Raw genomic sequence first — 25,809 nt, forward strand, 5'->3', positions numbered from 1 at the left:
GATCGATGGAGGTGCGGATTTTATTGCGGGAACAGTAAAGCCTTGTTACCTCATCTTTCAGGCGCATTAAAACAACCTGCGATACACGCGCAGGGTCGAATGCTAGGACGGATTTAGGCTATAGGAGGTCGGTATAGGTCGCGGCTGACGTGTACGACTGGGGAAGCAACTTCAGGAGTAATGGTTGCGCGATAGACGACGGGCATTGGGCTATTGACAGGATTCGGTAGGGGGACGAAAACTATCGTACACGCGGCAGTACAGCAGGTGTGAACCATGCCGGAGCCTCCACCACAGTTCATGCTGGTTTCTCTTACATCGCCATCTTCGGACATAGAAGCGTCAGTCATGGATACGTCCATCATGCCAGGCATACCGCAGTGTTCGCTGTCACTCATTATAGAAGGATGGTGAGCCATGCCAGTAGACATCATTTGAATATTCATCAACGGCTCACTGTTCGCCACACTAGATACCAATAGCACTAGCGTCGTGAAGAGAGTTAACCAGATTGTATGCAGCGATTTTAAGTGCATACCCTTTCCCATGTGTTTGATGAAAATGATGAAAACCCTTCGATTCTAAAGGTTAACCTAAGGGTAAGGTCAATCATTTATTATATTACTTTTATTATCAAAATAGTCCAACCCTTCAGTTTTCGCACTTTCGAGGGAGTAAAACGTTTGTTAAACACCGAGTGTTGAAAGTTAGCGAAAGAAGCCCTTGCTTTTTATGACACGTGAAAAATGTGGTTTATAAGTTTTACATCACACTAACTTGTCTTACAAATGATTATCCTTATAGAATGCATGGTTTTACTTGTGCAGATTTGGATTTGCTTTGCTGCGGGGGTTGCATGATAGAAATTGTCATCGATGGAAAATATAGAATTGTAGAAGAGGGTCTAACCCTTTTAGAAGCAGCAAAAGTGTGTGGGGTCGAGATCCCATCGCTGTGCGGAATGAACAAAAGTAATGAAAAAGTACCGTGTGACTTGTGTGTAGTTGAAGTCGAAAGTGGCGGTACTAAGCGTGCGTGTGAGCTCGAAGTTTACCGCGGCCTTAATGTGGTCACGCAATCAGAACAATTAAGCGAGCACCGCAGAAAAGCACTCAACCGCATCATGACGGACCATTACGCCGATTGTGAAGCGCCATGTAAAACCGCGTGTCCTGCGGGAGTGGATATCCAATCGTACCTTTATCACATCGCACAGAACGATCATCAAAAAGCGATTGAAGTGATTAAGCGTACGCTTCCTATGCCGTTATCGATTGGCCGCGTATGCCCAGCATTTTGTGAGAGCGAATGTCGCCGTTCGTTAGTCGATGAACCTATCGCAATTCGTCAGCTTAAACGTCATGCCGCGGATGCGGATTTGTCTGCGCATGAAGCCTACGTACCAGAAAAGAAACCAAGCAAAGGTTTGAACATTGCCGTCGTCGGCAGTGGTCCTGGTGGTCTAACGGCTGGCTATTACCTATCGAACGAAGGCTACGAAGTTACGGTCTTTGAATCCATGCCAAAAGTGGGCGGTTGGTTGCGTTATGGCATCCCAGAATACCGTTTGCCAAAAGACATTCTCGATAAAGAAATCGAACTGATGTGCCGTAATGGCATGCAAGTTCACACTAATCAAAAGCTGGGTGTGGATTTCACGCTTTCTCAATTGAGCGAAGAATACGATGCGGTGTGTTTAGCTGTCGGCGCGTCTCAAGCGGTTGAAATGCATTACACAGGCAGTGACCTTGAAGGTTGCTACTTAGGCGTTGATTACCTTAAAGATTACGTCACTGAGCAAAACTATGTAACGGGTCAGAAAGTCGCGGTGATCGGTGGTGGTAACACGGCAATTGACTGTGCTCGTACTGCGCGTCGTGCTGGTGCAGACACCACGTTGATTTACCGTCGTACCCGTGACGAAATGCCGGCAGAAGACTACGAGATTGTCGAAGCGGAACACGAAGGGGTGAAATTCCACTTCTTGACCAACCCTGCAGAAAACCTTGCCGATGAAACCGGACGCGTGAATGCGATTCGTCTAGAGCGCATGGCGTTGGGTGAGCCGGATGCATCTGGTCGTCGCAGCCCTAAACCAACCGGCGAGTTCTTCACCGAAGAGTTCGACACCGTGATTGCGGCAGTATCGCAAAAGCCAGATCTGAGCTTCCTCGAAGGCGAAGATTTGTCGATTCCGCTTACGCGTTGGAACACCTCTGATGCCGATGAAAAGACCATGCACACCGGCACGGGCAATATCTTCAGTATTGGTGATTTCCGCCGTGGTCCAGCAACGGCAGTTGAAGCGGTGGGTGATGGCCGCGTTGCGGCAAAAGCGATTGACCTGTTTTTGAATGGTGATATGGCCGATATGCCAAAGGCAGCGTTCAACTCGCGTAAAGAGAAGAAGCTCTCTCAAGTCGATCCGCTTCACTTCGAGAACATCCAGAAAGTCGCTCGATCTATCATGCCTGAGCTGACTCCAGCACAACGCGAGCAAAGCTTCGCTGAAGTGGAGTTGGGTTTTGATAACGAAGAAGCAATGAAGGAAGCCGCGCGCTGTCTAGAATGTGGCTGTCAGGCAAATACCGATTGTGCGCTGCGTGATTACTCCACCGAATATGAAGCTGAGCAAAGCTTTGATTTCTCTTTGCAGATTAAATCGCATCAAGATTGGTTAGATCTTCGTGCGAAAGACTTGCGTCATAAGTACGAAGTTGACCGCAGCTCTGAGTTTATTGAGTTTGATGCTAACCGCTGTATTAGCTGTGGGCAGTGTATCCAAGCGTGCCGCGACAAAGCCGTGCACGGTGTACTGAACTTTGTGTGCGATAAACAAGGTCGTCCAGCATTACGTCCTGATGATCGCCCACACTTTGGAAGTAACAAGAATGGTTTAACCCTAATGGGCGATTCGAACTGCGTGCAATGTGGCGCGTGTGTTCAAGTGTGTCCAACGGGCGCAATGGTCGATAGTCGTGACCGTTCGCAAGGCCGTACTGAAGATCTGAAAGCGGTCGACACCATTTGTACATACTGTGGTGTGGGTTGTAAGTTGACTATGTTCGTGGACGAAGCAACCAATACGATTCGTTACGTGAAAGGCGGTGACTCGCCGGTGAACCAAGGCATGCTGTGTGTGAAAGGGCGCTTTGGTTTTGATTTCATTGGCAGTGAAGAGCGTCTTACCACGCCATTGATCCGTAAAGACGGTTGGCTGCAACCTGCAAGCTGGGAAGAGGCGATTCAACTGATTGCGAGCAAGTTCTCTGGCATCAAGCAAGATTTTGGCAGCAACGCATTAGCGGGCTTCTCTTCAGCGAAAACCACCAACGAAGACAACTACGCGTTCCAAAAATTTGTCCGTCGTGAACTGGGCACTAACAACGTCGACCACTGTGCGCGTTTGTGTCACGCATCGAGTGTAACCGGTCTTGAGGCGTCACTGGGTAGTGGTGCAATGACCAACGACATTCCAAGCATTAAGCACTCGGATGTGATCTTTATTATTGGTTCGGATACCACATCGGCACACCCGATCATCGCTTCACACATCAAACAAGCAATTCGTCATCACGGCGCTCGTTTGATTGTAGCTGACCCGAAACGTGTCGATATGGCAGAGCATGCTGAGCTGTATATGGCGCACCGTCCGGGTACGGATGTGATGCTTTTAAATGGCGTCATGCAGCAGATCATCAAGAACGGTTGGTACGATCAAGAGTACATCGAAGAACGTGTCGACGGCTTTGATACCTTACTGCAAGAAGTAATGTCGCCAGCTTACAACCTCGATAAAGTGGAGTTGGTTACGGGCGTTAAAGCCGAAGACATTCAAGCAATGGCGCGCATGATCGGTACGGCAGATCGTACGGCTGTTTACTACTCGATGGGTATTACTCAGCACACGACAGGTCATGACAACGTGCGTTCTATCGCTAATCTGCAATTGCTGTGTGGCAACATCGGTATTGAAGGTGGTGGTATCAACCCGCTGCGTGGTCAATCAAACGTGCAAGGCGCGTGTGATATGGGCGCTTTGCCAAACAGCTTCCCAGGCTACCAAAAGGTATACAACCCAATTGTGCGTCAGAAGTTTGCGATTGAATGGAATGCGCCAAATCTGCCTTCTGAGCAAGGTCTAACCCTGACAGAAATCATTGATGCGGCTTGCCATCGTGACGTTCGTGGTATGTACATCATGGGTGAGAACCCAGTGTTGAGTGACCCAAACCAAGCGCATGTGATTGAAGGTTTAGAAGCGCTCGATTTCTTGGTGGTTCAAGACATCTTCCTAACGGAAACTGCGCAATACGCGGATGTGGTTCTGCCTTCTTGCTCGTTTGCAGAGAAAGCGGGTCACTTCACCAATACGGAGCGTCGTGTTCAGCGTGTGAACCCAGTCGTAACGGCACCGGGTGAAGCGAAAGAAGATTGGTGGATTATCCAAGAGATCGCCAATGCAATGGGTAGTGATTGGGATTACCACTGCGTGTCTGATATCACCAATGAAATCGCACGAGTGACACCTCAATACGCGGGTCTTCGTTGGGATGCCATTACGCCAAACGGTGTGCAATGGCCGAGCAACAAGAACAACCCTGCGGGTACTCGCATCATGCACCAAACCCAGTTTACTCGTGGTAAAGGGCAAATGGTGGGTGTACCGTTCCGTTATGCGGCTGAGCTACCAGATGAAGAGTACCCACTTGTGTTGACGACGGGTCGTGTACTTGAGCAGTTCCACACCGGCACCATGACGCGCAAAACTAAAGGGTTGGATAACCTTGCTGGCCCTCGCGCGATGGTGAGCGTGGAAGACGCAGAAACGCTTGGCATCAGTAATGGTCAGCGTCTGACGGTGTCTACACGTCGCGGCAGCATTGAGATTGATGCTTTTGTGACTAAGCGTATTCAAAAAGGAGTGGTGTTCATTCCATTCCACTTTGTTGAATCGCCAGTCAACCGTTTAACGACAACGGCGACGGATCCGCATGCGAAGATCCCTGAGTTCAAGGTCGCTGCGGTTAAAGTGGAAGTGAGCGAAAAAACAACGCAGACAGAGTCTCTCGAAGATAGTTACCAACACGTTTAAATTCGGTGAGTCACATTGTTGTGGTCACTGACAATTTGAGCCTAGTTGATGGGCGGATAATCTAATCTTGATTTCCGCTCTCACTACATTCACTCGGATTGTCTTTTTCTTCCAACTCCTTTTACTTTTCTGTTATCACCGCGCTCCGGTTAGTTTTCCTTTCTTACTTCTTACTTCTTACTTCTTACTTCTTACTTCTTACTTCTTACTTCTTACTTCTTACTTCTTACTTCTTACTGTCTCTGTGGCGTATTTTTGTTCAAGCCCATGATGAGAGTGCAATAAAGTTTGTTGTTGAGCTTGTCATAGAATTGACTGTCTCTGACTGTCCCCTGTTATTTGGGCAAGTTCTATAACCTAAACTTTGCTCGCTTCCTATACTGAATTAACGAAGCAAGATTTTTATAACAACAAGAGGAAGCTTGTATGACAAGAACAACCTCATTTGCACTCGTTTTATTACTTATGTGCGCATACTTTGGTTACAACCGTTATTATGTATACCCCCAGCAGTTGGAAACACAGGCGAAGTCCATGCTAATACAAATGGCAAATCGCGAAGAGTGGGTCGATGTGTTTGAGATGATGAATCGCGTAGACGCGCACAAGGGCCATTTGGAACTTGTTGCTGACGTGACATCCTCTGATGGTCAGCGTGCGTACAGTGAAGGTATTATCACGTACACGGATCGCGAAGGCGTTGTCTGTAAACAGGTAGTGTTCAACTTTAAAATAAACTCTTTGAAAAACTACAATATTTCCGATTTACGAGATTGTTCCTACGGTGAGTACTATTAATATTGTCTGAGAGTTGAGCTCGATAGCGCAGTGTATGAATACAGAAACAAAAAATAGCCCTTCGTTGGGGCTATTTTTGTTTTTAAGGAATAAACGCAATATCGTGGAATTAGTCGAGTGATTTTTTGAAGCGAAATGAAGCGACAATAAGGCCGATAACGGTGAATCCAAGTAACCAAACTGTATCTCGCCATAGCTCCATTAGGTCTGCACCACGCAGCACCACACCACGAATAATTCGCATAAAGTGGGTGGCAGGCAGCGCTTCGGATATCCATTGTGCCGCGATGGGCATTCCTTCATAAGGGAACATAAATCCGGACAGAAGAATCGATGGCAAAAGAATAAACACCGTCATCTGCATTGCTTGAAGCTGCGTCGTCGCAATGGTGGATATCACCAAACCTAAGGTTAAACTCGCGGCGATAAACAACAGCGTGCCAAACAGTATCTGACTAATGGCGCCGTTTATCGGTACACCAAATATCCAATGACCCAAGCCTAAAATGATAAACACCTGTATCAGACCAACAAAGATGTAGGGAATGATCTTCGCTACCATGAGTTCGATGGAGTGGATTGGCGTAGTAATCAGTAACTCTAAATTGCCACGCTCCCGTTCTCGAACAATGGCTGCGCTGGTGAACAAGATCATCGTCATGGTTAGAATCACGCCCAATAAACCGGGGACAATGTTCACCGCCGAGCGCCGACTCGGGTTGTAATACAGCGCAACTTCAAAGGTTTTGGTTGGGGCAGGGCGTATCTCAAAATCAAAATCCGTTAACGGCATGGTTTGCAGTGAGAGAATCGCTGAGCTGATCATGGTGTCTGAACCATCCACAATCCACTGGCCAAGCTCTCTACCTTGCACCATGCGTTGGGTTAGGTCGCTAGGTAGAATTAAAGCCGCTCGCACCAAACCGTCTTGAATGGCTTGCTCGGCTTCAGAAGCGGTAGCGAAGGTTTCGACCACATCGACCACTTGTGTGACTTTGACGGACTCAGTGATCACGCGCCCGGCAGTGCTGCCACTTTGATCGACGACGCCAACGGGAATGTTGCGAATATCCGTATTAATGGCAAAGCCAAATAGCAGAAGTTGAATCAGGGGGATCATTACGACCATGCCAAAGGTAATGCGGTCACGTGAAAGCTGACGGATCTCTTTGATCATCACCGCTTTCATGCGGGCAATAGATTTCATCATTGGCGACCTTCTCCCGTAACGCTGACAAACACATCTTCCAAGCTAGGACGAGCAATGTTCATCTCGCAGCCATCAAGCTCAGGAAAGGTTTGGGTTAACCATTCGATCGGTTGTTCGATGTGCTGGTGGATCAAAATGCGTAAGCGAATGCCGAGCTGTGCGGCAGAACGGACTTCTTCGCGTCGAATGACTTTCTCTTTTAGCTCGCGTAAGTTATCCGCTTTGACTTCAACGATGTTAACGCCCATTTGGGCCATGAGTTCTTCTGGCTCACCATCGGCGCGGATTTCCCCAGCTTCCATAATCGCCAGACGATGACAGCGCTCTGCTTCGTCCATGTAGTGCGTTGTGACCAAAATCGTCGTGCCTTGGTCAGAGAGATCAAACAACTGCTCCCAGAAATCGCGTCGGTTCTCTGGGTCAACCGCAGATGTGGGCTCATCGAGAAACAACAGTTCTGGTTTGTGCATAGTGGCTGCGGCGAGAGACAAGCGTTGTTTCTGGCCGCCACTCATTCCGCCGACGCGCTGTTTACGCAGCTGGTCGAGACCGTAGGTGGATAGTTGTTCTTCGATGCGAGCTTTCAGAGCCTTGGTTTCCATACCAAAGATTTGTCCAATAAACTCAAGATTCTCTTGAACTGTCAGGTCATCATAGAGGGAGAACTTTTGTGTCATGTAGCCAATCTTGAGGCGCAGAAGCTCAGATTGTTTTGGGATCTCTAGCCCAAGCACATCCACGTTGCCCTCACTTGGGCTAAGCAAGCCAGTCAGCACACGAATGGTTGTTGATTTACCGCAGCCGTTGGGACCAAGAAAACCATAAATACTGCCTTTGGGTACATTGAGCGTGATGTTGTTGATGGCGGTGAAGTCACCAAACTTCTTCACTACATTTTCAGCTTGAATCGCGTATTCGGTCATTGGCTTACTCCACCAAATCCACTTGCGCTGGAATGCCCGAAGGCAAGGATTGTGCTGAGTCTTGTAGGTCGACTTCTGCAAGGTACATCAAACGCGAGCGTTCTTCCTCGGTAAGCGCGAAATAAGGCGTAAATGAAGGCTCAGTCGCAACCCAACGAACGGTGCCGCTATATGGTTGCTCAACGCCATCTACATGCACGTTAACCGTTTTACCTGGCACAAAATCGACTCGGTAGTTGGCAGGAACGTAAACGCGAGCGTATGGGACGCGGCTGGCTTGTATTACAGCAACTACACCATTCACAGGAACGCGTTCGCCAAGGTTAAACGGTAGGTTATCTAACAAGCCATCTCGCGTGGCGGTGATGGTGAGTTCTGCCAGTTTCTGTTCTTGTAGTGCCACATCGGCTTTTGCTGCCATGAGTGCGGCTTTTGCTTGTTCAATATCTTCAGGACGAGAGCCAGCGGTCAGTTTGCTGAACTCTTCTTGTGAGGAGTCTAGCTCTGCACGGGCAGAATCTCTGGCTGCTAAAGCGGTGTCTTTTTCTGATTGGCTGATGAGTTTTTTACGAACTAACTCCGCCTTACGTTGGTAGTTCTTTTGCGCTTCAACCAATTGAGCTTCCGCTCTGGCAACGCGTGCTTGCGCTGCGGCAATGTCTTCTGGTCGCTCACCATTGGTCAATTTCAAAAGATAGGCGTCAGCCTTGGCTTGTTCGGCTACGGCGTGAGCTAAAACGGCTTCTTGGTTCTTTGTATCGAGCTGAACCAGCACTTCTCCTTCGGTGACTTGGCTGCCTTCCTTGATGGGTAGGGCACGAATTATCTCGCTAGAGGTTGCAGTAAAGGTTACGCGGTCACGTTCCAGTGTGCCAAGGGCTTGCTGTCCGTCATCTTTGGAACAGGCAGCTAAAAGAGTCAGGGCTAGGGTGCCAAGAATGATTCGCTTCATCATGCGACGCTTCCTCTAAGAAGGTGAGCTCGAATTCGTATCAAGCTATAGAAGAGTGTGGGACTGCATTCAGTGTAACGTGAGTCAGTTTTGTCCGGCTAGGAAGTTAATTCCTTCAATATTCATCAATTGATTAATTATTGAAACTGGCTTTATCCTGCTGAAGCCGTGCTTTACTTGGCTCTTTTAAGTTGATTACATGAATATCATTTAAACAAAAATCTGGCCTTTCATGTAGAGCACGCCGTCGCCAGATACTCTTACTTGTTCGCCAGTAACTTCACAGTGCAAAATACCTCCGCGCTGAGAAGCTTGGTAAGCGACCAGTGATGCTTTGCTTAACGCTTCTGCCCAGAACGGTGCTAACCCAGCGTGAATCGAGCCAGTTACGGGGTCTTCGTCACCACCATTTGCAGGCCAAAAGTAACGCGATACAAAGTCTTGTTGATCACCTTTCGCGGTAACGACCACATCGTAAGGAGCGAGTGTCTTGAGGTGCTCTGAACGGTATTGAACCTCAAGTACCTCCTGCTGGTTGCCGACCACCACGAAATACGCTTGAGGGCTAAGCAGTACGCGTTCCACATCGCAACTTAGGCCATCAATCAATGCCGAGGGAATATCAGAAACGGCTTTTGGAGGACGAGCAGGGAACGTCATCTCGATCTTACCTTGCGCATTCTTCTCTACGGTGAGGGTTCCTACTTCCAGAGTATGAAATTCAATCGTGCCATTAATGCCAAACTCATCAAACAGCACTAACGAAGAGGCCAGTGTTGCGTGTCCACAGAAATCGATTTCAGTAATCGGAGAGAACCAACGAATCTCATATCGGTTTGCGCCAATGGATTTTAGAAAAGCCGTTTCCGACAAGTTGTTTTCTGTCGCGATATTTTGCATCAATTCTGGGGCTAGCCATTCCTCTAACGGTACGACCGCTGCTGAGTTGCCTTTGAATTGCGTATCGGTGAAGGCGTCCACCACGTAGATATCCAATTCCATTTTCCTTCCTTGTTCCGTGAGCGATTAATTAGCATAAACCAAGTGCAATTAAGAGAGTAAGAAATTTGTGTTAGAATCTTAAAGTGTCAAAATTATAGATTATTTTGTGTTTTTTGATACTTACTGACAAGGATTCGGACTGCTGGGTACTTACACTAGTGTTGAATTCATTGAAAGGAAGAAAAACATGAAAGCGATCTACAAATCAGTTTTGGCATTGAGTGTTTTTGCGGTCGGTTCTGCCCATGCATTTGAACTCGTGAGTAGAGATATTCAAGAAGGCCACCCGATGGCGAAGACATTTGAATACTCTGGTTGGGGATGTGATGGCGGGAATCAATCACCACAATTGATGTGGAAAGAAGCTCCAAAGGGCACAAAAAGTTTTGCGATCACCGTGTATGACCCCGATGCACCAACAGGCAGTGGTTTTTGGCATTGGATAGCGTTTAATATTCCATCCACCGTTAGCGAGCTGCCTCGAGGCATTGATATGAACAAGTTAGGCGGCAAAGAATCTCGTATTGACTACGGTACAACGGGGTTCGGCGGCGCGTGTCCTCCAAAGAATGATGGGATGTATCGTTACCAGTTTACGGTGTGGTCATTGCCAACTGAAGAACTGAATTTGGATGAAAACACGCCACCAGCCATTGTAGGGTTTACTTTGAATAGTGTTGCTTTGGGTAAAGCGACATTAACCACGACTTACACGCGATAATTGAATATAAGGGGAGAGAATGGGTCACCAATATCAGGTTACGCTGTTTCGTGCGGAGCAGCAGCAGAAGCTTCGTAATGTCAGGATTCACTCCCCAAGCCTTATTCAGATTGTTAAGGGGAGTAAACATCTTTTCTGGAAAGATGAAGTACTCGACATCCATGATCCAAATATCATGCTTTGTGAAGCAAATGCATCCCTAAATTTTGAAAACCTTCCTCTACAAGGGCGATTTCTTTCTCGAATGTTCAGTTTTCACTGTGTGCCTAGCGATGAAATGTTGGAGCTAAGCATGAGCAACGCATTAGGAAACTATGTACCCGTTGTTGAGACAGATAAAGCATTGAAAGCGACGTTAAATGCTTTGTTTTCGTTTGAGCGGGAAAGCTTAAGTGAAGCGACACAACGCTATTGGATTATGGGCCTATATCAGCAGCTAGCTGAGAGAGGGTTATTGCATCGGTTGTTCTCGAGTTCACATATCTCTTTTAGTCAGAAACTTAGTCGTTACTTATCGCGCTCTCCAGGGGAGGAGCATCCATTAGACATGGTCGCGGGGCACTTTGCTATGAGCCGAGCAACATTGATACGCAAACTGAAACAAGAAGGTACCCAGTATCGTGAAGTATTGGCAGAAGTGCGCTTAAATCACGCACTTTACTTGATGCAAAATGGCTCGTATAACGTTGCTATGCTCGCACAGTTGTGTGGTTATCAGTCAGAGGGGCGTTTTAGCCAACGCTTTAAAAGTAAGTTCGGCCTAACGCCCAGCGAGTATATTAAAACGGTAGTGAGTTAATGTTTTACCGCTTTTGTATTTTTTGTGCTTTTTAGGTTAGCCATAATATTTGGCTTTCATTCGCAATGCTACATTCACCAAAGCAATCAACACAGGCACTTCGATCAGCGGGCCAATGACACCAGCAAAAGCTTGGTCTGAGTTTAGTCCAAACACCGCGATAGAAACCGCAATAGCCAATTCAAAGTTGTTGCCTGTTGCTGTGAAGGCAATCGACGCATTTTTGTCGTAGTCGATGCCCATTTTCTTACCAACGAAGAAGCTGACAAAGAACATCAACACAAAGTAGATAGCCAGTGGAATTGCTACACGGAATACATCCATTGGCAGTTCAAGAATCATCTCACCTTTTAAGCTGAACATCAGTACGATGGTCGCAAGTAGGGCGATAAGGGTAATTGGTGAAATGCGTGGGATGAACACGTCGTTGTACCATTGCTCACCTTTCGCAGCGACCAGCCATTTACGGCTTAGGAAGCCCGCTAGGAATGGGATACCAAGGTAAATCAGAACGCTTTCCGCGATGTCCATCATCGAGATATCAACCACGAAACCTTCGTAACCAAAGACTGGTGGCAACACAGTGATGAATAACCATGCCATCACACTGTAAGTCACGATTTGGAAAGCGCTGTTTAGTGCAACTAGGGCTGCACCGTATTCTTTGTTACCGCCACCGATATCGTTCCATACCAATACCATGGCAATACAACGAGCAAGACCAATCAGAATGATACCAACCATGTAACCCGGATGATCACCTAGGAAAGTCAATGCAAGGATGAACATCAAAATAGGGCCGACAATCCAGTTCATGACCAAAGACAGCGTGATCGCTTTTTTATCTTTCGTCACTGTGCCTAGCAAGTTGTAGTTCACCTTTGCGAGTGGCGGGTACATCATCAAAATCAAACCAATCGCTAGCGGTACGTTTGTGCTACCAACTGACATTGACTCGTTCCACTCAGCAACTTGAGGGAATGCTGCGCCAATACCTACACCGATTGCCATTGCCACAAAAATCCACACCGTTAGGTAACGGTCCAAGAAGCTCATTTTGTCGCTGGCACTATTTAAAACTTGAGTAGTCATAGTGTTCTCTTATTCGTTTATCGTCGAAAGGCGATAGTTAAAGGTATAGTTTATCTCTGCACGCCTGAACAGCGTGCAAAGGGCATTAATCAAATAACTTGGAAAATCCTAGATTGAACTGATCAAACGCGTCGCGTTGAATGCGGTAACACACCTTAGGTGGGTTTGGCTCGGCGCTGATAAAGCCTGCTTGCTTTAGAATACGCAAGTGCTCGGAAACAGTAGATTGCGCAAGACCCAGTTCAGAAACCAAATCACTGTTCAAACAACCGCCCATGGTATCGAGCGTGTGCAGGATATGCAGAATGCGCAAACGTGCTGGATGCGACAAAGCTTTTGCTTGCGCTGCTAGAGTTTGTTCTTTCTCGAGCTGTTGTTGCGTTGTCTGAAAAACGACTTCGCACGTGTCCTTGCACTTATCACTCATTCGCTGGCCTTAATAGTTAATCGTCGAATTGCGATAAAGTGTACGCCTGCTCTGTGGAAGATGCAACAAGTCGATGAAAAAATTAATCGTGAAATAACGATGGATAAAAAGTTGAAAAAATATATCTTTTAAAAACAGTGATATAATTAAAAATTAAGTAGGTTACTAAAAGTTAACTAATTGCACTATATTTCTAGGTTACCATAATAAACCACATCCGACGCACAATGGTTACTGCGTCATCTTATGAACTTATTTAAAGGTAATCCCATGAGCAACGTACTGATCATCAATGCACACGAACCATCACCATATTCAGAAGGTCGTCTAAATGCTTCTCTTGTCGACAAAGCACAGACGCTTCTGCAAGCAAAAGGCCATGAAGTTCGCGTTGTGACAATGCAAGATGAGATCAACGTAGATGAGCAACTCGCACACTTTGAATGGGCTGATCGCGTGATCATCCAAAGCCCAATCAACTGGATGTCTGTGCCTTGGTCATTCAAAAAATACATGGACGACGTGTTTACTGCGGGTATGGGCGGCGCACTGTGTGCATTTGATGGCCGTAGCGCAGAAGAACCAAAGAAAAACTATGGTACAGGCGGTACTCAAACCAACAGTAAATACATGCTGTCACTGACATTCAACGCGCCAGAAGAATCGTTTGATGATGAGAACGAATACCTATTCCAAGGTAAAGGCGTGGACGATTTGATGTTCCACATGCATGCTAACTTCCGCTTCTTTGGTATGTCAGCACTGCCTACATTCGCTTGTTACGACGTGATGAAGAACGCAGATATCGAAAACGATTTTGTTCGTTTCGAAGCGCACATTAACGAAAACTTCTAATCCTTTTAGAAACATAGTGCGAACTGAATGATGGATTGAGATGGACTGCTGCATGCGGTCCATTTTTATTTGTTTGCGACGAGGTGACGTTTTTATTACTCTAAAGCACTAAATGTATCTAGCTTACTTTTCGTTACCTAGATTGGGTGCGTATCTTGAGGTGTATTGTGGAAAGCAGAATCAGTGTAGATAGCAAAGGTCGTAAGTCAGTGGCGAACGTATGTGCGGAGCCATGTGCTATCGAGAAAGGGATGCGTCTAATTGGTGGTAAATGGAAAGGCTCTTTGATTTTTCATTTGAAAGATGGCCCAGTTCGTTTCAATGACCTAGCACGCATGCTAGGCGGCGCAAGCAAAAAGATGATCGACCAACGCCTTAAAGAGCTAGAAGCGGAAGGCATGGTGGTGCGCAAAGTGATCAGCGATCGCCCAATCGCAGTCAGCTATGAGCTAACAGAGTTCGGCCGTACCGCACTTAAGATTCTTGATGATTTGCGAATTTGGTCTGAAAAGCATCAAATTGAGCTTCGTTAAGACCAAAGTAGTTAATCGCAAACGTTACTCTCTTTTGAAAGCTGATTAACAATACATCGCCGTTTATACCCAAGTAACTTAGATGTGCTTCATTTAAATCGTAATTTGTTTCGTAAAACAACGTACTCTTTCGAGTCAGGCATATCGAGGCTACTTGAGCATAATCGTACTTTTTAAGTTTTTGATTTTTTTAGTTGTTATTTGTCATACTTAGTAAGCTGTAGAATAAATCACTCACTTCAGTTGAATTTAAAAAAGCACTATTTAATTCCAGTTTCTTTTCAAAATCGGAATATTTATCGAATTCCTCTTTCTCAACTAAACCTATTGGTGAGTTGTCGTTAACGTGGTTTTCATATTTTTTGATGGTATATAATTTAGACTTTTCGTCAAAATATTGAATTATCTTAATGTTAACGTCAGGTCTCTCCGTATTATACGTGATCGTAATTTTTTCATAATCTTTATTAATCGGAGTCGTAAGCCCTGTAGGGTAGATGATTTTAAACCCATTAATGTCATTCTTCTTCGTGCTTTTATAATGTTTTGAGTATGAAAAGTTTTCAATTGCACTTTTAGTGACGATAATTGACTCACCTTTCTTTAAACCGTATTCGGTACATTCATAATCGTCAACAACCGTAGAATTTCTTTTCTTTTCAATTAGGTAGGACATGTTTGCAGATGTCCCTCCGTGTTCCAGTTTTTGTTGGTTTACAGAACAATAGAAATGACCTTTGTCCACCGTCATTGCGTTGACTTGTTCCGGATTTGAAATGGTGGGGTGTATATCTTTTGCTGGATCGTTGTCGCTTCCTCCTGAACCGCATCCACTAATCCGATACAAACGGCCATATAAAGCAAAGAGATTTTATTCATACTGTATTTCTCAATTAAGATGTGTGATTGCAAATAACGATTAATTACATTTTTATAAAGTGAAATGTTTTTTATTTTAATTGAACGGTGTTTTATTGTTAATTTAATCGTTTGCTTTTATTTTGTCTCTTACGGTATCTATGTTTTCATTTATGGTATGAATTATTAGAAGTGCACAATTGTGAGTTGCAGTAGGATAATAATCGCTAGCTAACTACTTGTGTAGGTATCGTTATGATTTATACATCCGTTAAGTCTAAGTTTTTAGTCTTAATTTCATGTATTTATCGTGAAAGTGACTTAGAAGTAAATACTTAACGTTGTTTGAGGGGAGTCTGGACTTCACTGATCTTGTTTTTCATCAAGACGTTGTATAATGAACAAGGACTCTATTTCCAACTTGTTGATACATATCAGATCTCACGGATCTGATATGCATTCCAAGTTATTCTCACTAAGGCAAGAATCCTAGCTTATTTAAGGATAGAAAGTTTACTTGGGTGTAGAAGATATTAGTAATCCAATGTGCCACGGATAGGGTAGTTATTGTTTGGATCGCGAATCCATGCCAATCCGCGTGATAGTGCGCCAAGCTCAGGGCGAACAAACGGGTTGTTTGAAATATCCACCACGTGTAAGTCGCCGTGTTCATTCACCACAAACAGACCTGGTTCTGCGAAATTATGATCGGTTTCCTGTTCAGATCGAGGAATAGATACATACAAGCCTAGCGTTTTCATTTGTTCTTCGGTCAGGCCGTAAGCGATAGGGAAGCTGATTTCGAGTTTCTCTAGATGCCCCTCTAGCTGTGCTTTTGAATCGCCAGAAACGGCAAGAATATCGACGCCAGCATCAGCGAAAGCCTGTTTGTAACTCTCAAGCTCGTTGAGGTACTTAGTACAAAGAGGGCAGTGTTTACCACGATAAACGAATACTGCTTGCCAAGTCGCATCACCTTGCGGCTGACCCAACGTTACGCTTGAACCATCTAGCAAAGTGGCTTGAAGATGAGGGAAGCTGTCGCCCGCTTTAAGTTTCACTGAAGTTGCCATATTGACTCCCGAATTGGTGGTGTATATCCATGAATGCCCCCTTTCTCAACAAAGCGATTGGGGGATGAGACTTCAATGTAGACTCTGTTTTGCGGTGTTTCAACTAGTTAACTTTTAGTAACCACAAAAACTGCAATGGAGCTTTAAGGTGTAATTTGACTTAGCTTAGGGTGATAAACTACTAGCTTACCTGTTACCTTCAAAACGAGTTAGGTTTAAAGGTAAACCTTCTCATAAAACAATGAGTTTAGAGCCTTAAGGAATGACGATAAGTTAGCGGTTATCATTGAATTAAATGTTGAAGTTGGAGAGGTGCGGAGGAATAGGCATTTAAATCTATTGATTTAGGTAAAGTGTTACACCTTATCTACGTGGAAGTTATACGATTGAAATTACCTTTAATTTTCGATGGAAAGGACAAAAACTAAGACTTTTAGTGATTTTGATGTTCAAAGCACATGCTTGACATGCATAATCACTAAATTATTAGAGTTTTAGTTCTTTCTGCAAGTTCCTAATATACATTTTTTATGTTTATTATTATATTAACTCTATTTTTTAAGTGATCTCTTCATTCTTTTTTATATTTGTGAAAGTAAATAATCACGATGAATGAAATTAATTAGCAACCGATAATAATGAATAAATTTAAAATAGAAATTAAAAATGGAACATTAAATATTGATTTATTTAAGCAGATGATGCCATTTGAGGATCTATTAGACTTCGCTTCAAGAGAGAACCCTAAAAGAGGTTTTTTATTTGTTTCTAAAGTTTTAGGTAAACATATTTCAGTAAAACCAAGTACGATGAGAGATACTTATGATTTACTTGTTTCGCAGATTAATAATGATCTAGGCAGTTTTGTGATTGGTATGGCTGAGACCGCGACGGGCTTTGGTGCTGGTGTTGCGGATAGTCTAGCTAGGGCACAAAGCAGAGAAGTTTACTATCAGCATACCACTCGTTACAAGTGCGACCTGCCAATCTGGTTTACGTTAGATGAAAATCATAGTCACGCTATTGATCATATTTTGTATCAACCAAAGATAGAACTATTAGAACCTATTTCTAATTGTCAGCGTCTTATACTCGTTGATGATGAGATTTCAACTGGTCGTACGCTAAAGTTACTCGGTGATAAGATTTTACCAAAGATGCGATTTGTGAAAGAGGTTGTAATAGTCTCATTAGTCAACTGGTTAAGCGAAGAAAATCGCGCTCAGTATGAAGAGTGGGATGTTACAGTTACTCATGTTTCATTAATTGATGGTCAGTTTGACTTTCAGGCAAAGCCTAACTTAAATCTTTCTCTCCCAGAAAAAGTTGATGGAGACCTTGTCAAAAAGCCTTGTAGGGATGATTTAGGGCGATTTGCTATGAAAATGCCATTCTGTGGTCATATACCTGTATTAGATATTACTTTTCCGAGAACTGTTATCGGAGATGGAGAGCACCTATATTTGCCTTTCCTAGCTGCGGAGCTAGCAGAGAGTCGAGGAGGAGATGTGATCTTTCAATCTACAACTCGTTCCCCGATTTTGGTGGGAAATGCAATTAATACGAAAGAAGCTTTTCAGGTGGATAGCCGGGATGTAGAGCATTACATTTATAACCTTCAAGAGAATGAGAGGCTACCAGTGCTCTTTTTAGAAGACGAATCACTTAGATCTGAGCACCAATTAGCCCAGCGTTTTTCTCCACTTGAGAGAGAGTAGTTATCATGCGTACTGTGCTTTTTACAGATATTGATGATTGTTTTATGGCAACTAAAAGGAAGTTTTCAGAAAGCGATAGTCTTTCTATAGCGTCATTAGATATTGACGGCCAAGCTCGTTCATTTATGTCAGAGAAACAGCGGACTCTTTTGGAGTTATTTATTGACACTAGATCTACAATTATTCCGGTAACTGGACGGAGTTATAACACGCTCAAAAGGGTTCAAGTAAGTTCATTATTTAAGTCGTGGATGGTCGTTTCTCATGGTGCTTTAATTATTGAACCTAACGGAAAGAAGTGCAACGCCTGGGTTGAGCATATTAAAAATAAATTTCCACTTGGATTATGGTCTGATAAATTGAATTTAATAAATGAAGAATTAAAAGAATTTATACTTTCTAAAGGGTTTAATGCACAAAGTTATATTGTTTCCGAGGATGATATTGATTGTTATGTTTGTGTAAAATGCACTGAAGGTATAGATTATGATTTTATATTCGATTCAATACTTTCACAAATCAGTATAGATTTAAATGATATAAAAATACATATTAATGGCCGAAATATGGCACTTTTGCCACCTTATACCCAGAAAAAATTAGCTGTTGATTATATAATACGTCAGCTAGATGAAAAGTCATTAATTTTAACCATGGGCGATAGCCTATCTGATATCCCATTTATGAAACTTTCTGATTTTGCTTTGATGCCCACTAAAAGCCAGATCGCAGATTCATTATCTTGGTAATAATATTATGAGCTTATCTATATCTCCAATAATCGGTAGTTATAATGAGAACGACTGTCAGTTCCTCTTAGAGGTTGTCAAGTGTCAGTTCTTTTCAATTAATGAAAAAGAAAATCTAATCCAGTCTGAAGGGGTTCATTACTCTGAATTATTGAACAAAGAATCAAAACCATCAATTAAATATCAAAGACTGTTCTTTGAATTTACCGATAAGTATAAAAACAAACTAGCAAAACACATTTTTTCTCTCGCTGAAAAGATTAATAATAATCAATTGGGAGATATCACTCTGGTTTCTTTAGCTAGAGCAGGAACACCAATTGGCGTTTTAATAAAGAGAGCGTTAGAGTATTATTTTAATAGAAAAGTTTGTCATTATAGTATTAGCATTATTCGGGATAGAGGTATTGATTCGGTTGCTCTTGATTACTTGTTGAAAATTAAAAGATATGATTCCTCTTCCTTAGTATTCATTGACGGCTGGACTGCAAAAGGAGTAATCACTAAGGAATTAAAGCGATCTATTTTCTCTTATAACAAAAGAAATAATACTGATATAAAACCGTACCTTTATGTTGTCAGTGATACAGGTGGGGTTGCCGATTATTGTGCCACGAAAGAAGACTATCCAATACCTTCGTCTATGTTGAATTCTACAGTATCAGGTTTGATTTCGCGAAGTTTATGGCAAGATCCTAAAAAACAAAAATTCCATGGCTGCGTAATCAATAATCACCTAAAAGAATTTGACTATTCCCACTGGTTTGTGGAAAAGATAGCAGAATGTTTTTTGAAAGAAAACTTTAAAGATGAACCTTTTGAGCAACATGAGACAATTGTCGATTTAGATAACACTAAAGATCAAATAAAAAGATTTATATCCTCATTGACCATTAAATATTCTATTAAAGATGTAAACTATATTAAGCCTGGGATAGCCGAAGCAACTAGAGTCATGCTAAGACGTGTTCCTTCTTTACTTATTGTTCGCTCAATAGACAGCAATAAAGTCAAACATTTATTAATGTTAGCAGATGAAAAAGGAGTCAAAGTAGAAGAAGAACCAACCTTGCTATTTGAAGCATGTGCACTTATTAAGCCACTTAATATAGAGGCAATAAAATGAACATCTCTAGCTACTTCTCTTTGGGAGCAACATTGTATACTCCGTGTAATCACCCGAATCTAAAAATGTTAATGAAAGAAGGATTGGGATCAAAGAGTATGGTTTTTTGTACTGAAGATGCCATTTCTGAAGGTGAATTGAATCAATCACTTAAGAATTTGAGTGTTGCGATCGATGGATTAGATAGTTCAAATACACAGTTCAAAAGGTTTATTCGTCCCAGAAGCCCAGAAGTTCTTGAAAATATATTGTATTTTAGAGGGATTGAAAAAATAGATGGTTTTGTTCTCCCTAAATATGATCTAAAAACAAATGATGATTATCATAGAGTATTAAAATGTCACTCTATTAAGTTTAAACTAATGCCTACCTTAGAATCTCTTGATGTAATTGATGCGTTTAAATTACCAGAGATTAGAAGAAGTTTACAAAATATCTATGGAGATATAACTTGCCTTCGTATAGGAGGTAACGATTTATTCAATCTTCTGGGTATAAAACGTATGACAGGCCAAACAATTTATGAAACCCCCTTACGTTCGGTGATAGAGAATTTAATTATCGCTTTTAGGCCATACGGTTATGAGCTTTCTGCGCCTGTGTTTGATATGATCGATGACCATAAAACGTTGATAAGGGAACTTGCTATGGATGTTAACTATGGCCTTTTTGGAAAAACTGCCATTCATCCTCAACAAGTTAAAATAATTGAAGGTTTTTTTAAAAGTTATTCAAATACACATATTGTTCAAGCTGAGTCAGTTTTGGCAGATTCTTCCCCGGCAGTTTATAAAATGAATGGACAAATGATGGAAGTAGCATGCCACAGTAATTGGGCTAAACGAACTAAATTTTTGGCTAATTCATTTTAGACAACTTATGACCTCAAATTGATAATTATTATTGAGGAAGTTTTGATTTAATATCATAGTGCGAAAAGTAATGATAAAAACATTTCATCATAAAGATTTAGATCCAACTCATGTTAATGAACTTCCTGAAAATGAAGAAAAACATGAATTAGCTGTCAAGAAATTTAGCCATATAAAGTCTAATAGAAGTCTTGTATCCGAAGAGAGTTTTGAACACCTTCAGAGTGAAAAATATTGGAAAAACATAAAATATAATAATAAGAAAAAACCTTCTGTTTTATTTAGCAATAAAATAAAGTCAATTCAAAGTGACTTAGTTAATGTTGAAGAAGATTTTAAAATTGAAGTTGACAAACTGTGTAGAAGAGAGTTTAAAAATGTCAATTTAAATAATGGAGACTATTTGGTTATAATTAACATTTACAATTCTATTATTTTCAATGATCCTATGTATCAAATAGAATTTGGAAATGTAGAGTCAAAAAAATTCCAACAATTACAAGGGTTTTTGTCCGATTATGCTAAGTTAAGTAAGGTAGATAAAATTTTAGGATTAGGACAGATCATTATTAAATTGGCAAAAAGTATAGATATTGATATTTTCAATCCACATAAATTTGGTACGAAGCTATCTAAACTTTTTGGTAACCATAATCAAAAAATAAGAAAGATTAAGTATGACTTTGATTATGTAAGTGATAATATTGACGAAAGAATAAATCGAGTATTTGATAACCTAGCTGAAATGCGAACGCATCTCGAAAAGTTTCAGTATTGGTCTATAGAGTTACAAAGCTTGAATAAAAACCTTATATTCAAAATTTTAGCATTGATACTAAGGATGGATAAAGAAAAAAAATCAATTCAACAAGAAAGTATTAATCTTTCTGACTCTTTTAAAAAAAACGGATTTGATTCAATTAAAAGATGGGAAAGGAAAGTACAAACTTTGCTTTCTCTAAAACATTCGATAGATTTGACTTTCCCCCAAATAGAATTATATAGCTCTAATTTGTTAGGTAGCTTTGAACAGTTAGAAAAAATTAAAGTAGATATTATTCAAGTCTGGAAACAGCAATTTTTAACAGTTATTGCTATCGACGAATCAAACGATTCAATACTTTACTATGAGCTGAACGACATTCAGGAACAATTGATTCGAAATATAGAGGAGCTGAGATAAATGGTATTCCAACCGAAGACTTTTACATCCAAAAATTTTAATTCTAGCAATATAGAAAATTTATCTAATACTAATGTTGTAAAAACAATAGAAAACTCACTAATAGTTGAAGGCACTACAGATATCTCTAAACTTCCGACGATTAAAGGACAAAATGTTAAAAGTATATACAGTTGTGTTGAAAAATCCATTGAAGTTTATCAAGCTGATCTGAACGAAGCGAACTTAAACCCGAGAGAAGCATTTCAACGTATAGTTACTCAACTTAATCAGATTGATATCTATTCGTCACGAGGTATTAGTACTCTCGGTCATGAGTCAGCTGAGAAAATAGCTGAATATTCTGACTCTATGTTGAATCAAGTTCGGACTAAAGATCTGGAAGAAATGGGAGAGAACCTAAATCAAGTTGTGGGCTTGGCTAAAGGAGTTGATTTAAGTGGGCTAATGGGGAAAGACAGCTTTTTTGGAAAGTTGATATCTAGATTCAAATATTCTAAAGAGGCTATTTTAGCTCAGTTTAACTCGGTAAGCACTCAGCTCGACAGGGTAGTAAAAGAGATTAATTCGCAGCAAGTGCGTCTCCAGGAGCGTTCTGTTCAGCTCGAAACTGTTTTTTCTCAAAACATAGCGCAGTATAAGGCGTTAACAGAAGCCATAATATACGGAGAATCAAGGCGTTTGCTCATAAAAGGTAAAGCAGAAGTCTTAGCAAAAGAGCTTGAAGATGAAAACTCTCCTTTAAAAGCGCAAGAATTAAGCGACTTACAGTCCTTTCACAATCGTATTGAAAAACGTGTTCACGACTTAAGGTCATTGCAAATGCTTGCGTTACAAACGGCTCCAATGATTCGGATGGTACAGACTAACAATATCACTTTGATTGAGAAGTTCGACAATATTAAGACATTAACGATCCCATCGTGGAAGAAGCAATTTACGCTTGCTATTTCTATGTTAGAGCAGAGAAAGTCGCTAGAACTTGCGGGCAAAATTGACAATGCTACAAATGACTTAATTAAGAGAAATGCAGATTTATTAAGACAAAATACGTTGCAAACAGCAAGAGCGAATCAACGTTCAGTTATAGATCTGGAAACACTGGAGCACGTGCAAAATACTCTGATTACCACATTGCAAGATGTTGTTTCCATTGAACAGGAGGGAGCTAGAAATCGCGAGATCGCTGATGAGAGAATGGTTAATATGAAAAAAGAATTATCTAAACTATTAAAAAATAAGGAATAATTAATGTCGATTAATTTAGAAAAAGGTAATGCAATAAACTTAACGAAAGCTGAGCCTGCGTTGCGTAAGTTGAGGCTTGGGCTTGGTTGGGATCTAATACCCACAGAACCACCAATTGACATTGATTGCTGTATATTTATTTGCTCTTACGATGCACAAGATCAGCCTAAACTTTTGTCTGATCAGCACTTTGTTTTTTACAATAATCTGGAGTGCCCCCAGGGAGCAGTGGTACACCATGGTGATAACCGCACCGGTGCTGGCGATGGTGATGATGAGGTCATCAACATAGATCTGCAATCAATTGACCTAAGAGCAGCTGAGTTATCTATTTTTGTTACGATTCATAACGATACACGTGGTTTTTCACATGTAAATACCAGCTACATTAGGCTTTACAATGACGTAACTGGGAGCTTGATTGCTGAGTACAAACTAGGTCAAGAGTTTGCAAACGAATCTGCTGTGCAAGTAGGTTCGTTAGTTAAAAGTGGTAACGAGTGGGAGTTCCATGCAGTTGGAGCTGGCTACCAACTAGGTCTCGGCGACATTGTGGCTGGTTATCAATAAGGTAAGATTATGTCTATTAATTTATCAAAGAACTCAACGATATCGCTTACTAAAGAAGTTGAAAAATTATCTAGTATTACTGTTGGTTTAGGTTGGGACGTAGCTAAATCGAAAGGTTTCCTTGCTTCTATTTTCGGTACCGCTTCAATTGACTTAGATGCATCCTGCCTATTGATTGATGAAAATTTAAATGTACTAGATTCTGTTTGGTACGCTCAGTTGAAATCAAAGTGTAAGTCTGTTATCCACCAAGGAGATAATTTGACAGGCAAAGGTGATGGTGACGATGAGAAAATTACGATTAACCTGACAAAGTTGCCTAATTCTGTTAAATACATTGCTGTTACAGTTAACAGTTTTAGAGGACAAACTTTCGATAAAGTCGAAAACGCTTTTTGCCGTATTTTGGATCAATCTTCAAATGAGATTTGTCGCTTCACTTTAAATGAACAAGGGAGTCATACAGGAATTTATATTGGCCTTTTGACTTATAAAAATAAAGAGTGGAACTTTACTTCTAAAGGGGTTAACGCTAATGGAAGTAATGTGAATCAGATTGCAAGCACGGTTTTGCAACATATATATTAATTAGTTTATATGATATTTTAAACTTAAAATAAACAAAGCCTAACTGTTAATTTTTGTTAGGCTTTTTTAATGGTGAATTATATTTGCTAATGTTGTTTATAATGAAATGTAAAATTTAAACGATATTAAAAATTTAATATTACTTAACTTTTCTTACCAAATTCGTCTGTGCTGAGTAATTTGATGTAACTAAATAAATAAGTTGCGATTTGATAGGCTGCACTAGTTAATAAACATAACCTTATGCGTAAACCTCGTTAGAAAACCACTAAATAATGCCTTCATTAACCGGGGCTTACCCACTTTTTGGGTTGATGAATAAACCATAAGCGAATAGAAGCAAAGCAAATCGAACAAGCGTACTATGTCTCGTCGGATCTGAGACCTAGCTATTACTACCGCACTGGTGGTAAAGGGCGTTTTCTCTATACCGTTGGGCTTAGGACATTAAGCTTTCATTTAAAGCAACACTAGGAGCGCAATAGAGTATCTGGCGCAAGTTATATTTAGCCGTAGATACCAGCGCGTGCGAAATAGTCGCAGTAGCTCTGAGTTTATCTAAATAACTGGTGCCGAAGTATTGCCCCATTTACTTAGGCAGACACATTAAACGGTCCTAGAAGTATCAGATGATGACACTTATGGCACAAGAAAATGCCATGAATGTCATACGAATAAAGAGAGCAGTTCCTATCATTTAGCCAAGGGAAGGATCGGCCTTTTAGGAGCGTGGATACCTTCGTAATCTGGCTTTAGGATGTAAGACATTCTACGGTATATAAAGGAGGTCAAGAAAGAGCTCAGATGTGCACTCTCCGAAAAAGCTATGTATCGAGTGAAGCAGTTGCTGGGTTAGAAACTATAACTAAGAAACTACCACGCTCAAGTTGGTGAAACTTACACCATGATTAAAAGTGCTCAACAAGCTTAGAGGGTTTGGCATGCCTGAAGCTCAGTGTTTTATATCAAAATCATTTCTCTTTAGGCTGTTTAGCCTCTTGTAAGAATTTTGCAACAACGCTAATAGTGCATGAAATAATACTATTTCAAATAGTCAACTTTTAGTAACCTGCAATAAGGTATTGGAGTGCAAAAGATGAAAAAGCAGAACTTAAGATACAACGAAGTGGGGGTGTAGTATCAGGAGCTAAGTTCTGCTTGAGGTTAGGCTATGACCACTGGAACATATCGTTAAGATAGACCAGAGTCATCACTTCTATTTTATTACTCGATTGAGCTAGGCGTTGCTGAAAAAAGTACGCCATCATTGGCTTCTTCATTTCTTCCTCCTTTACGCTGACGAGTAAATTATGCGTATAAAAGGGGAGGTAAAAAAGAGAGTGCTTTTGTTGACTTTATTCCTAATAACGTAAATATCTGGGGCTTTAAAGCCGAATTTGGAGGTTAATTGTGGAAA

23 protein-coding genes and 1 pseudogene are annotated in these 25,809 nt (G+C 41.6%); 15 read left to right on the forward strand and 9 right to left on the reverse strand.

From position 1 onward, the window contains the following. Positions 1-113 precede the first annotated feature (113 nt). Positions 114-536 carry a hypothetical protein gene (locus IQP38_RS01130; protein ID WP_033906805.1) on the reverse strand — a complete coding sequence of 141 codons (423 nt, stop codon included), beginning with the start codon at positions 534-536 and terminating at the stop codon, positions 114-116. 320 nt (positions 537-856) lie between these two features. Here IQP38_RS01130 and fdhF point away from each other — a divergent pair, with 320 nt between their 5' ends. After that, positions 857-5,095, forward strand: coding sequence for a formate dehydrogenase subunit alpha (gene fdhF, locus IQP38_RS01135; protein ID WP_193837209.1), 4,239 nt, complete (start codon positions 857-859; stop codon positions 5,093-5,095). Between the two features lie 426 nt (positions 5,096-5,521). Further along, positions 5,522-5,893 carry a hypothetical protein gene (locus IQP38_RS01140; RefSeq protein WP_005375433.1) on the forward strand — a complete coding sequence of 124 codons (372 nt, stop codon included), beginning with the start codon at positions 5,522-5,524 and terminating at the stop codon, positions 5,891-5,893. A gap of 109 nt (positions 5,894-6,002) precedes the next feature. On the opposite strand, the gene IQP38_RS01145 is transcribed toward IQP38_RS01140, so the two are convergent. The 4 genes from IQP38_RS01145 to IQP38_RS01160 form a co-directional block, all read right to left on the reverse strand. Continuing rightward, positions 6,003-7,100, reverse strand: coding sequence for an ABC transporter permease (locus IQP38_RS01145; protein WP_031778897.1), 1,098 nt, complete (start codon positions 7,098-7,100; stop codon positions 6,003-6,005). Next, complete coding sequence (locus IQP38_RS01150) at positions 7,100-8,026, reverse strand: ABC transporter ATP-binding protein (protein WP_054822160.1); 927 nt, start codon at positions 8,024-8,026, stop codon at positions 7,100-7,102. The genes IQP38_RS01145 and IQP38_RS01150 overlap by 1 nt, the downstream gene beginning before the upstream one ends. Before the next feature lie 4 nt (positions 8,027-8,030). Further along, complete coding sequence (locus IQP38_RS01155; RefSeq protein ID WP_372430176.1) at positions 8,031-8,981, reverse strand: HlyD family secretion protein; 951 nt, start codon at positions 8,979-8,981, stop codon at positions 8,031-8,033. Positions 8,982-9,188: 207 nt separating this feature from the next. Next, entirely contained in the window at positions 9,189-9,980 is a 792-nt protein-coding gene (locus IQP38_RS01160; protein ID WP_193837210.1) for a PhzF family phenazine biosynthesis protein, read from the reverse strand. A gap of 187 nt (positions 9,981-10,167) precedes the next feature. On the opposite strand from IQP38_RS01160, the gene IQP38_RS01165 reads away from it, so the two are divergent. Together IQP38_RS01165 and IQP38_RS01170 are read left to right on the forward strand one after the other, a co-directional pair. Then, the gene (locus tag IQP38_RS01165; RefSeq protein ID WP_193837211.1) at positions 10,168-10,701 is read left to right on the forward strand and encodes a YbhB/YbcL family Raf kinase inhibitor-like protein; all 534 of its coding nucleotides are present in this window, start codon (positions 10,168-10,170) and stop codon (positions 10,699-10,701) included. A 19-nt stretch (positions 10,702-10,720) separates the two neighbouring features. After that, positions 10,721-11,500: an AraC family transcriptional regulator gene (locus tag IQP38_RS01170; protein WP_017635229.1), complete on the forward strand. Its 780-nt coding sequence runs from the start codon at positions 10,721-10,723 to the stop codon at positions 11,498-11,500. A 36-nt stretch (positions 11,501-11,536) separates the two neighbouring features. Here IQP38_RS01170 and arsB read toward each other — a convergent pair whose 3' ends face one another. Both arsB and IQP38_RS01180 read right to left on the reverse strand, forming a co-directional pair. After that, positions 11,537-12,592, reverse strand: a complete 1,056-nt coding sequence (gene arsB, locus IQP38_RS01175) for an ACR3 family arsenite efflux transporter (protein WP_005385145.1) — start codon at positions 12,590-12,592, stop codon at positions 11,537-11,539. Between the two features lie 85 nt (positions 12,593-12,677). Next, on the reverse strand, positions 12,678-13,019 hold the full coding sequence (locus tag IQP38_RS01180) for an ArsR/SmtB family transcription factor (RefSeq protein ID WP_005375451.1): 342 nt from the start codon (positions 13,017-13,019) through the stop codon (positions 12,678-12,680). Between the two features lie 270 nt (positions 13,020-13,289). Between IQP38_RS01180 and IQP38_RS01185 the strand changes: the two genes are divergently transcribed. Continuing rightward, positions 13,290-13,874: an NAD(P)H-dependent oxidoreductase gene (locus IQP38_RS01185; RefSeq protein ID WP_005375454.1), complete on the forward strand. Its 585-nt coding sequence runs from the start codon at positions 13,290-13,292 to the stop codon at positions 13,872-13,874. A gap of 167 nt (positions 13,875-14,041) precedes the next feature. Then, on the forward strand, positions 14,042-14,407 hold the full coding sequence (locus IQP38_RS01190) for a winged helix-turn-helix transcriptional regulator (RefSeq protein ID WP_017821620.1): 366 nt from the start codon (positions 14,042-14,044) through the stop codon (positions 14,405-14,407). 190 nt (positions 14,408-14,597) lie between these two features. Here the strand turns inward: IQP38_RS01190 and IQP38_RS01195 are convergent, their stop codons facing one another. Beyond that, a complete protein-coding gene (locus IQP38_RS01195) occupies positions 14,598-15,254 on the reverse strand; it encodes a hypothetical protein (protein WP_228009948.1) in 657 nt (218 codons plus the stop codon). Between the two features lie 544 nt (positions 15,255-15,798). Next, positions 15,799-16,338, reverse strand: coding sequence for a redoxin domain-containing protein (locus IQP38_RS01200; RefSeq protein ID WP_005385152.1), 540 nt, complete (start codon positions 16,336-16,338; stop codon positions 15,799-15,801). Positions 16,339-16,976: 638 nt separating this feature from the next. Here IQP38_RS01200 and IQP38_RS01205 point away from each other — a divergent pair. The 9 genes and pseudogenes from IQP38_RS01205 to IQP38_RS01245 all read left to right on the forward strand — a co-directional run bounded on the left by IQP38_RS01205 (position 16,977) and on the right by IQP38_RS01245 (position 25,396). Further along, the gene (locus IQP38_RS01205) at positions 16,977-18,056 is read left to right on the forward strand and encodes a phosphoribosyltransferase domain-containing protein (RefSeq protein WP_017635225.1); all 1,080 of its coding nucleotides are present in this window, start codon (positions 16,977-16,979) and stop codon (positions 18,054-18,056) included. A gap of 5 nt (positions 18,057-18,061) precedes the next feature. Further along, positions 18,062-18,805, forward strand: a complete 744-nt coding sequence (locus tag IQP38_RS01210; protein ID WP_053303784.1) for an HAD family hydrolase — start codon at positions 18,062-18,064, stop codon at positions 18,803-18,805. Positions 18,806-18,812: 7 nt separating this feature from the next. Continuing rightward, a complete protein-coding gene (locus tag IQP38_RS01215; RefSeq protein ID WP_053303783.1) occupies positions 18,813-19,931 on the forward strand; it encodes a cysteine protease StiP family protein in 1,119 nt (372 codons plus the stop codon). Next, positions 19,928-20,803 carry an HpcH/HpaI aldolase/citrate lyase family protein gene (locus IQP38_RS01220; protein WP_053303782.1) on the forward strand — a complete coding sequence of 292 codons (876 nt, stop codon included), beginning with the start codon at positions 19,928-19,930 and terminating at the stop codon, positions 20,801-20,803. The genes IQP38_RS01215 and IQP38_RS01220 overlap by 4 nt, the downstream gene beginning before the upstream one ends. Before the next feature lie 70 nt (positions 20,804-20,873). Continuing rightward, positions 20,874-21,986, forward strand: coding sequence for a hypothetical protein (locus tag IQP38_RS01225; RefSeq protein WP_053303781.1), 1,113 nt, complete (start codon positions 20,874-20,876; stop codon positions 21,984-21,986). After that, positions 21,987-23,234, forward strand: coding sequence for a toxic anion resistance protein (locus tag IQP38_RS01230; RefSeq protein WP_017635836.1), 1,248 nt, complete (start codon positions 21,987-21,989; stop codon positions 23,232-23,234). It abuts the gene before it with no gap. Positions 23,235-23,237: 3 nt separating this feature from the next. Beyond that, positions 23,238-23,804: a TerD family protein gene (locus IQP38_RS01235; RefSeq protein WP_053303780.1), complete on the forward strand. Its 567-nt coding sequence runs from the start codon at positions 23,238-23,240 to the stop codon at positions 23,802-23,804. Between the two features lie 9 nt (positions 23,805-23,813). Then, positions 23,814-24,392, forward strand: a complete 579-nt coding sequence (locus IQP38_RS01240) for a TerD family protein (RefSeq protein WP_017635838.1) — start codon at positions 23,814-23,816, stop codon at positions 24,390-24,392. A gap of 229 nt (positions 24,393-24,621) precedes the next feature. Then, positions 24,622-25,396 (forward strand): annotated as a pseudogene (locus tag IQP38_RS01245) (IS5/IS1182 family transposase). Positions 25,397-25,809: the final 413 nt, after the last annotated feature.

The sequence above is a fragment of the Vibrio sp. OPT41 genome, from assembly GCF_015163595.1.
Classification (GTDB): domain Bacteria; phylum Pseudomonadota; class Gammaproteobacteria; order Enterobacterales; family Vibrionaceae; genus Vibrio; species Vibrio alginolyticus.

What these genes read in the sequence shown, in the direction of transcription:
- IQP38_RS01130 (WP_033906805.1), bottom strand. Translation starts at nt 536, where the DNA reads ATGCACTTAAAATCGCTGCATACAATCTGGTTAACTCTCTTCACGACG.
- fdhF (WP_193837209.1), top strand. Translation starts at nt 857, where the DNA reads ATGATAGAAATTGTCATCGATGGAAAATATAGAATTGTAGAAGAGGGT.
- IQP38_RS01140 (WP_005375433.1), top strand. Translation starts at nt 5,522, where the DNA reads ATGACAAGAACAACCTCATTTGCACTCGTTTTATTACTTATGTGCGCA.
- IQP38_RS01145 (WP_031778897.1), bottom strand. Translation starts at nt 7,100, where the DNA reads ATGAAATCTATTGCCCGCATGAAAGCGGTGATGATCAAAGAGATCCGT.
- IQP38_RS01150 (WP_054822160.1), bottom strand. Translation starts at nt 8,026, where the DNA reads ATGACCGAATACGCGATTCAAGCTGAAAATGTAGTGAAGAAGTTTGGT.
- IQP38_RS01155 (WP_372430176.1), bottom strand. Translation starts at nt 8,981, where the DNA reads ATGATGAAGCGAATCATTCTTGGCACCCTAGCCCTGACTCTTTTAGCT.
- IQP38_RS01160 (WP_193837210.1), bottom strand. Translation starts at nt 9,980, where the DNA reads ATGGAATTGGATATCTACGTGGTGGACGCCTTCACCGATACGCAATTC.
- IQP38_RS01165 (WP_193837211.1), top strand. Translation starts at nt 10,168, where the DNA reads ATGAAAGCGATCTACAAATCAGTTTTGGCATTGAGTGTTTTTGCGGTC.
- IQP38_RS01170 (WP_017635229.1), top strand. Translation starts at nt 10,721, where the DNA reads ATGGGTCACCAATATCAGGTTACGCTGTTTCGTGCGGAGCAGCAGCAG.
- arsB (WP_005385145.1), bottom strand. Translation starts at nt 12,592, where the DNA reads ATGACTACTCAAGTTTTAAATAGTGCCAGCGACAAAATGAGCTTCTTG.
- IQP38_RS01180 (WP_005375451.1), bottom strand. Translation starts at nt 13,019, where the DNA reads ATGAGTGATAAGTGCAAGGACACGTGCGAAGTCGTTTTTCAGACAACG.
- IQP38_RS01185 (WP_005375454.1), top strand. Translation starts at nt 13,290, where the DNA reads ATGAGCAACGTACTGATCATCAATGCACACGAACCATCACCATATTCA.
- IQP38_RS01200 (WP_005385152.1), bottom strand. Translation starts at nt 16,338, where the DNA reads ATGGCAACTTCAGTGAAACTTAAAGCGGGCGACAGCTTCCCTCATCTT.
- IQP38_RS01205 (WP_017635225.1), top strand. Translation starts at nt 16,977, where the DNA reads ATGAATAAATTTAAAATAGAAATTAAAAATGGAACATTAAATATTGAT.
- IQP38_RS01210 (WP_053303784.1), top strand. Translation starts at nt 18,062, where the DNA reads ATGCGTACTGTGCTTTTTACAGATATTGATGATTGTTTTATGGCAACT.
- IQP38_RS01215 (WP_053303783.1), top strand. Translation starts at nt 18,813, where the DNA reads ATGAGCTTATCTATATCTCCAATAATCGGTAGTTATAATGAGAACGAC.
- IQP38_RS01220 (WP_053303782.1), top strand. Translation starts at nt 19,928, where the DNA reads ATGAACATCTCTAGCTACTTCTCTTTGGGAGCAACATTGTATACTCCG.
- IQP38_RS01225 (WP_053303781.1), top strand. Translation starts at nt 20,874, where the DNA reads ATGATAAAAACATTTCATCATAAAGATTTAGATCCAACTCATGTTAAT.
- IQP38_RS01230 (WP_017635836.1), top strand. Translation starts at nt 21,987, where the DNA reads ATGGTATTCCAACCGAAGACTTTTACATCCAAAAATTTTAATTCTAGC.
- IQP38_RS01235 (WP_053303780.1), top strand. Translation starts at nt 23,238, where the DNA reads ATGTCGATTAATTTAGAAAAAGGTAATGCAATAAACTTAACGAAAGCT.
- IQP38_RS01240 (WP_017635838.1), top strand. Translation starts at nt 23,814, where the DNA reads ATGTCTATTAATTTATCAAAGAACTCAACGATATCGCTTACTAAAGAA.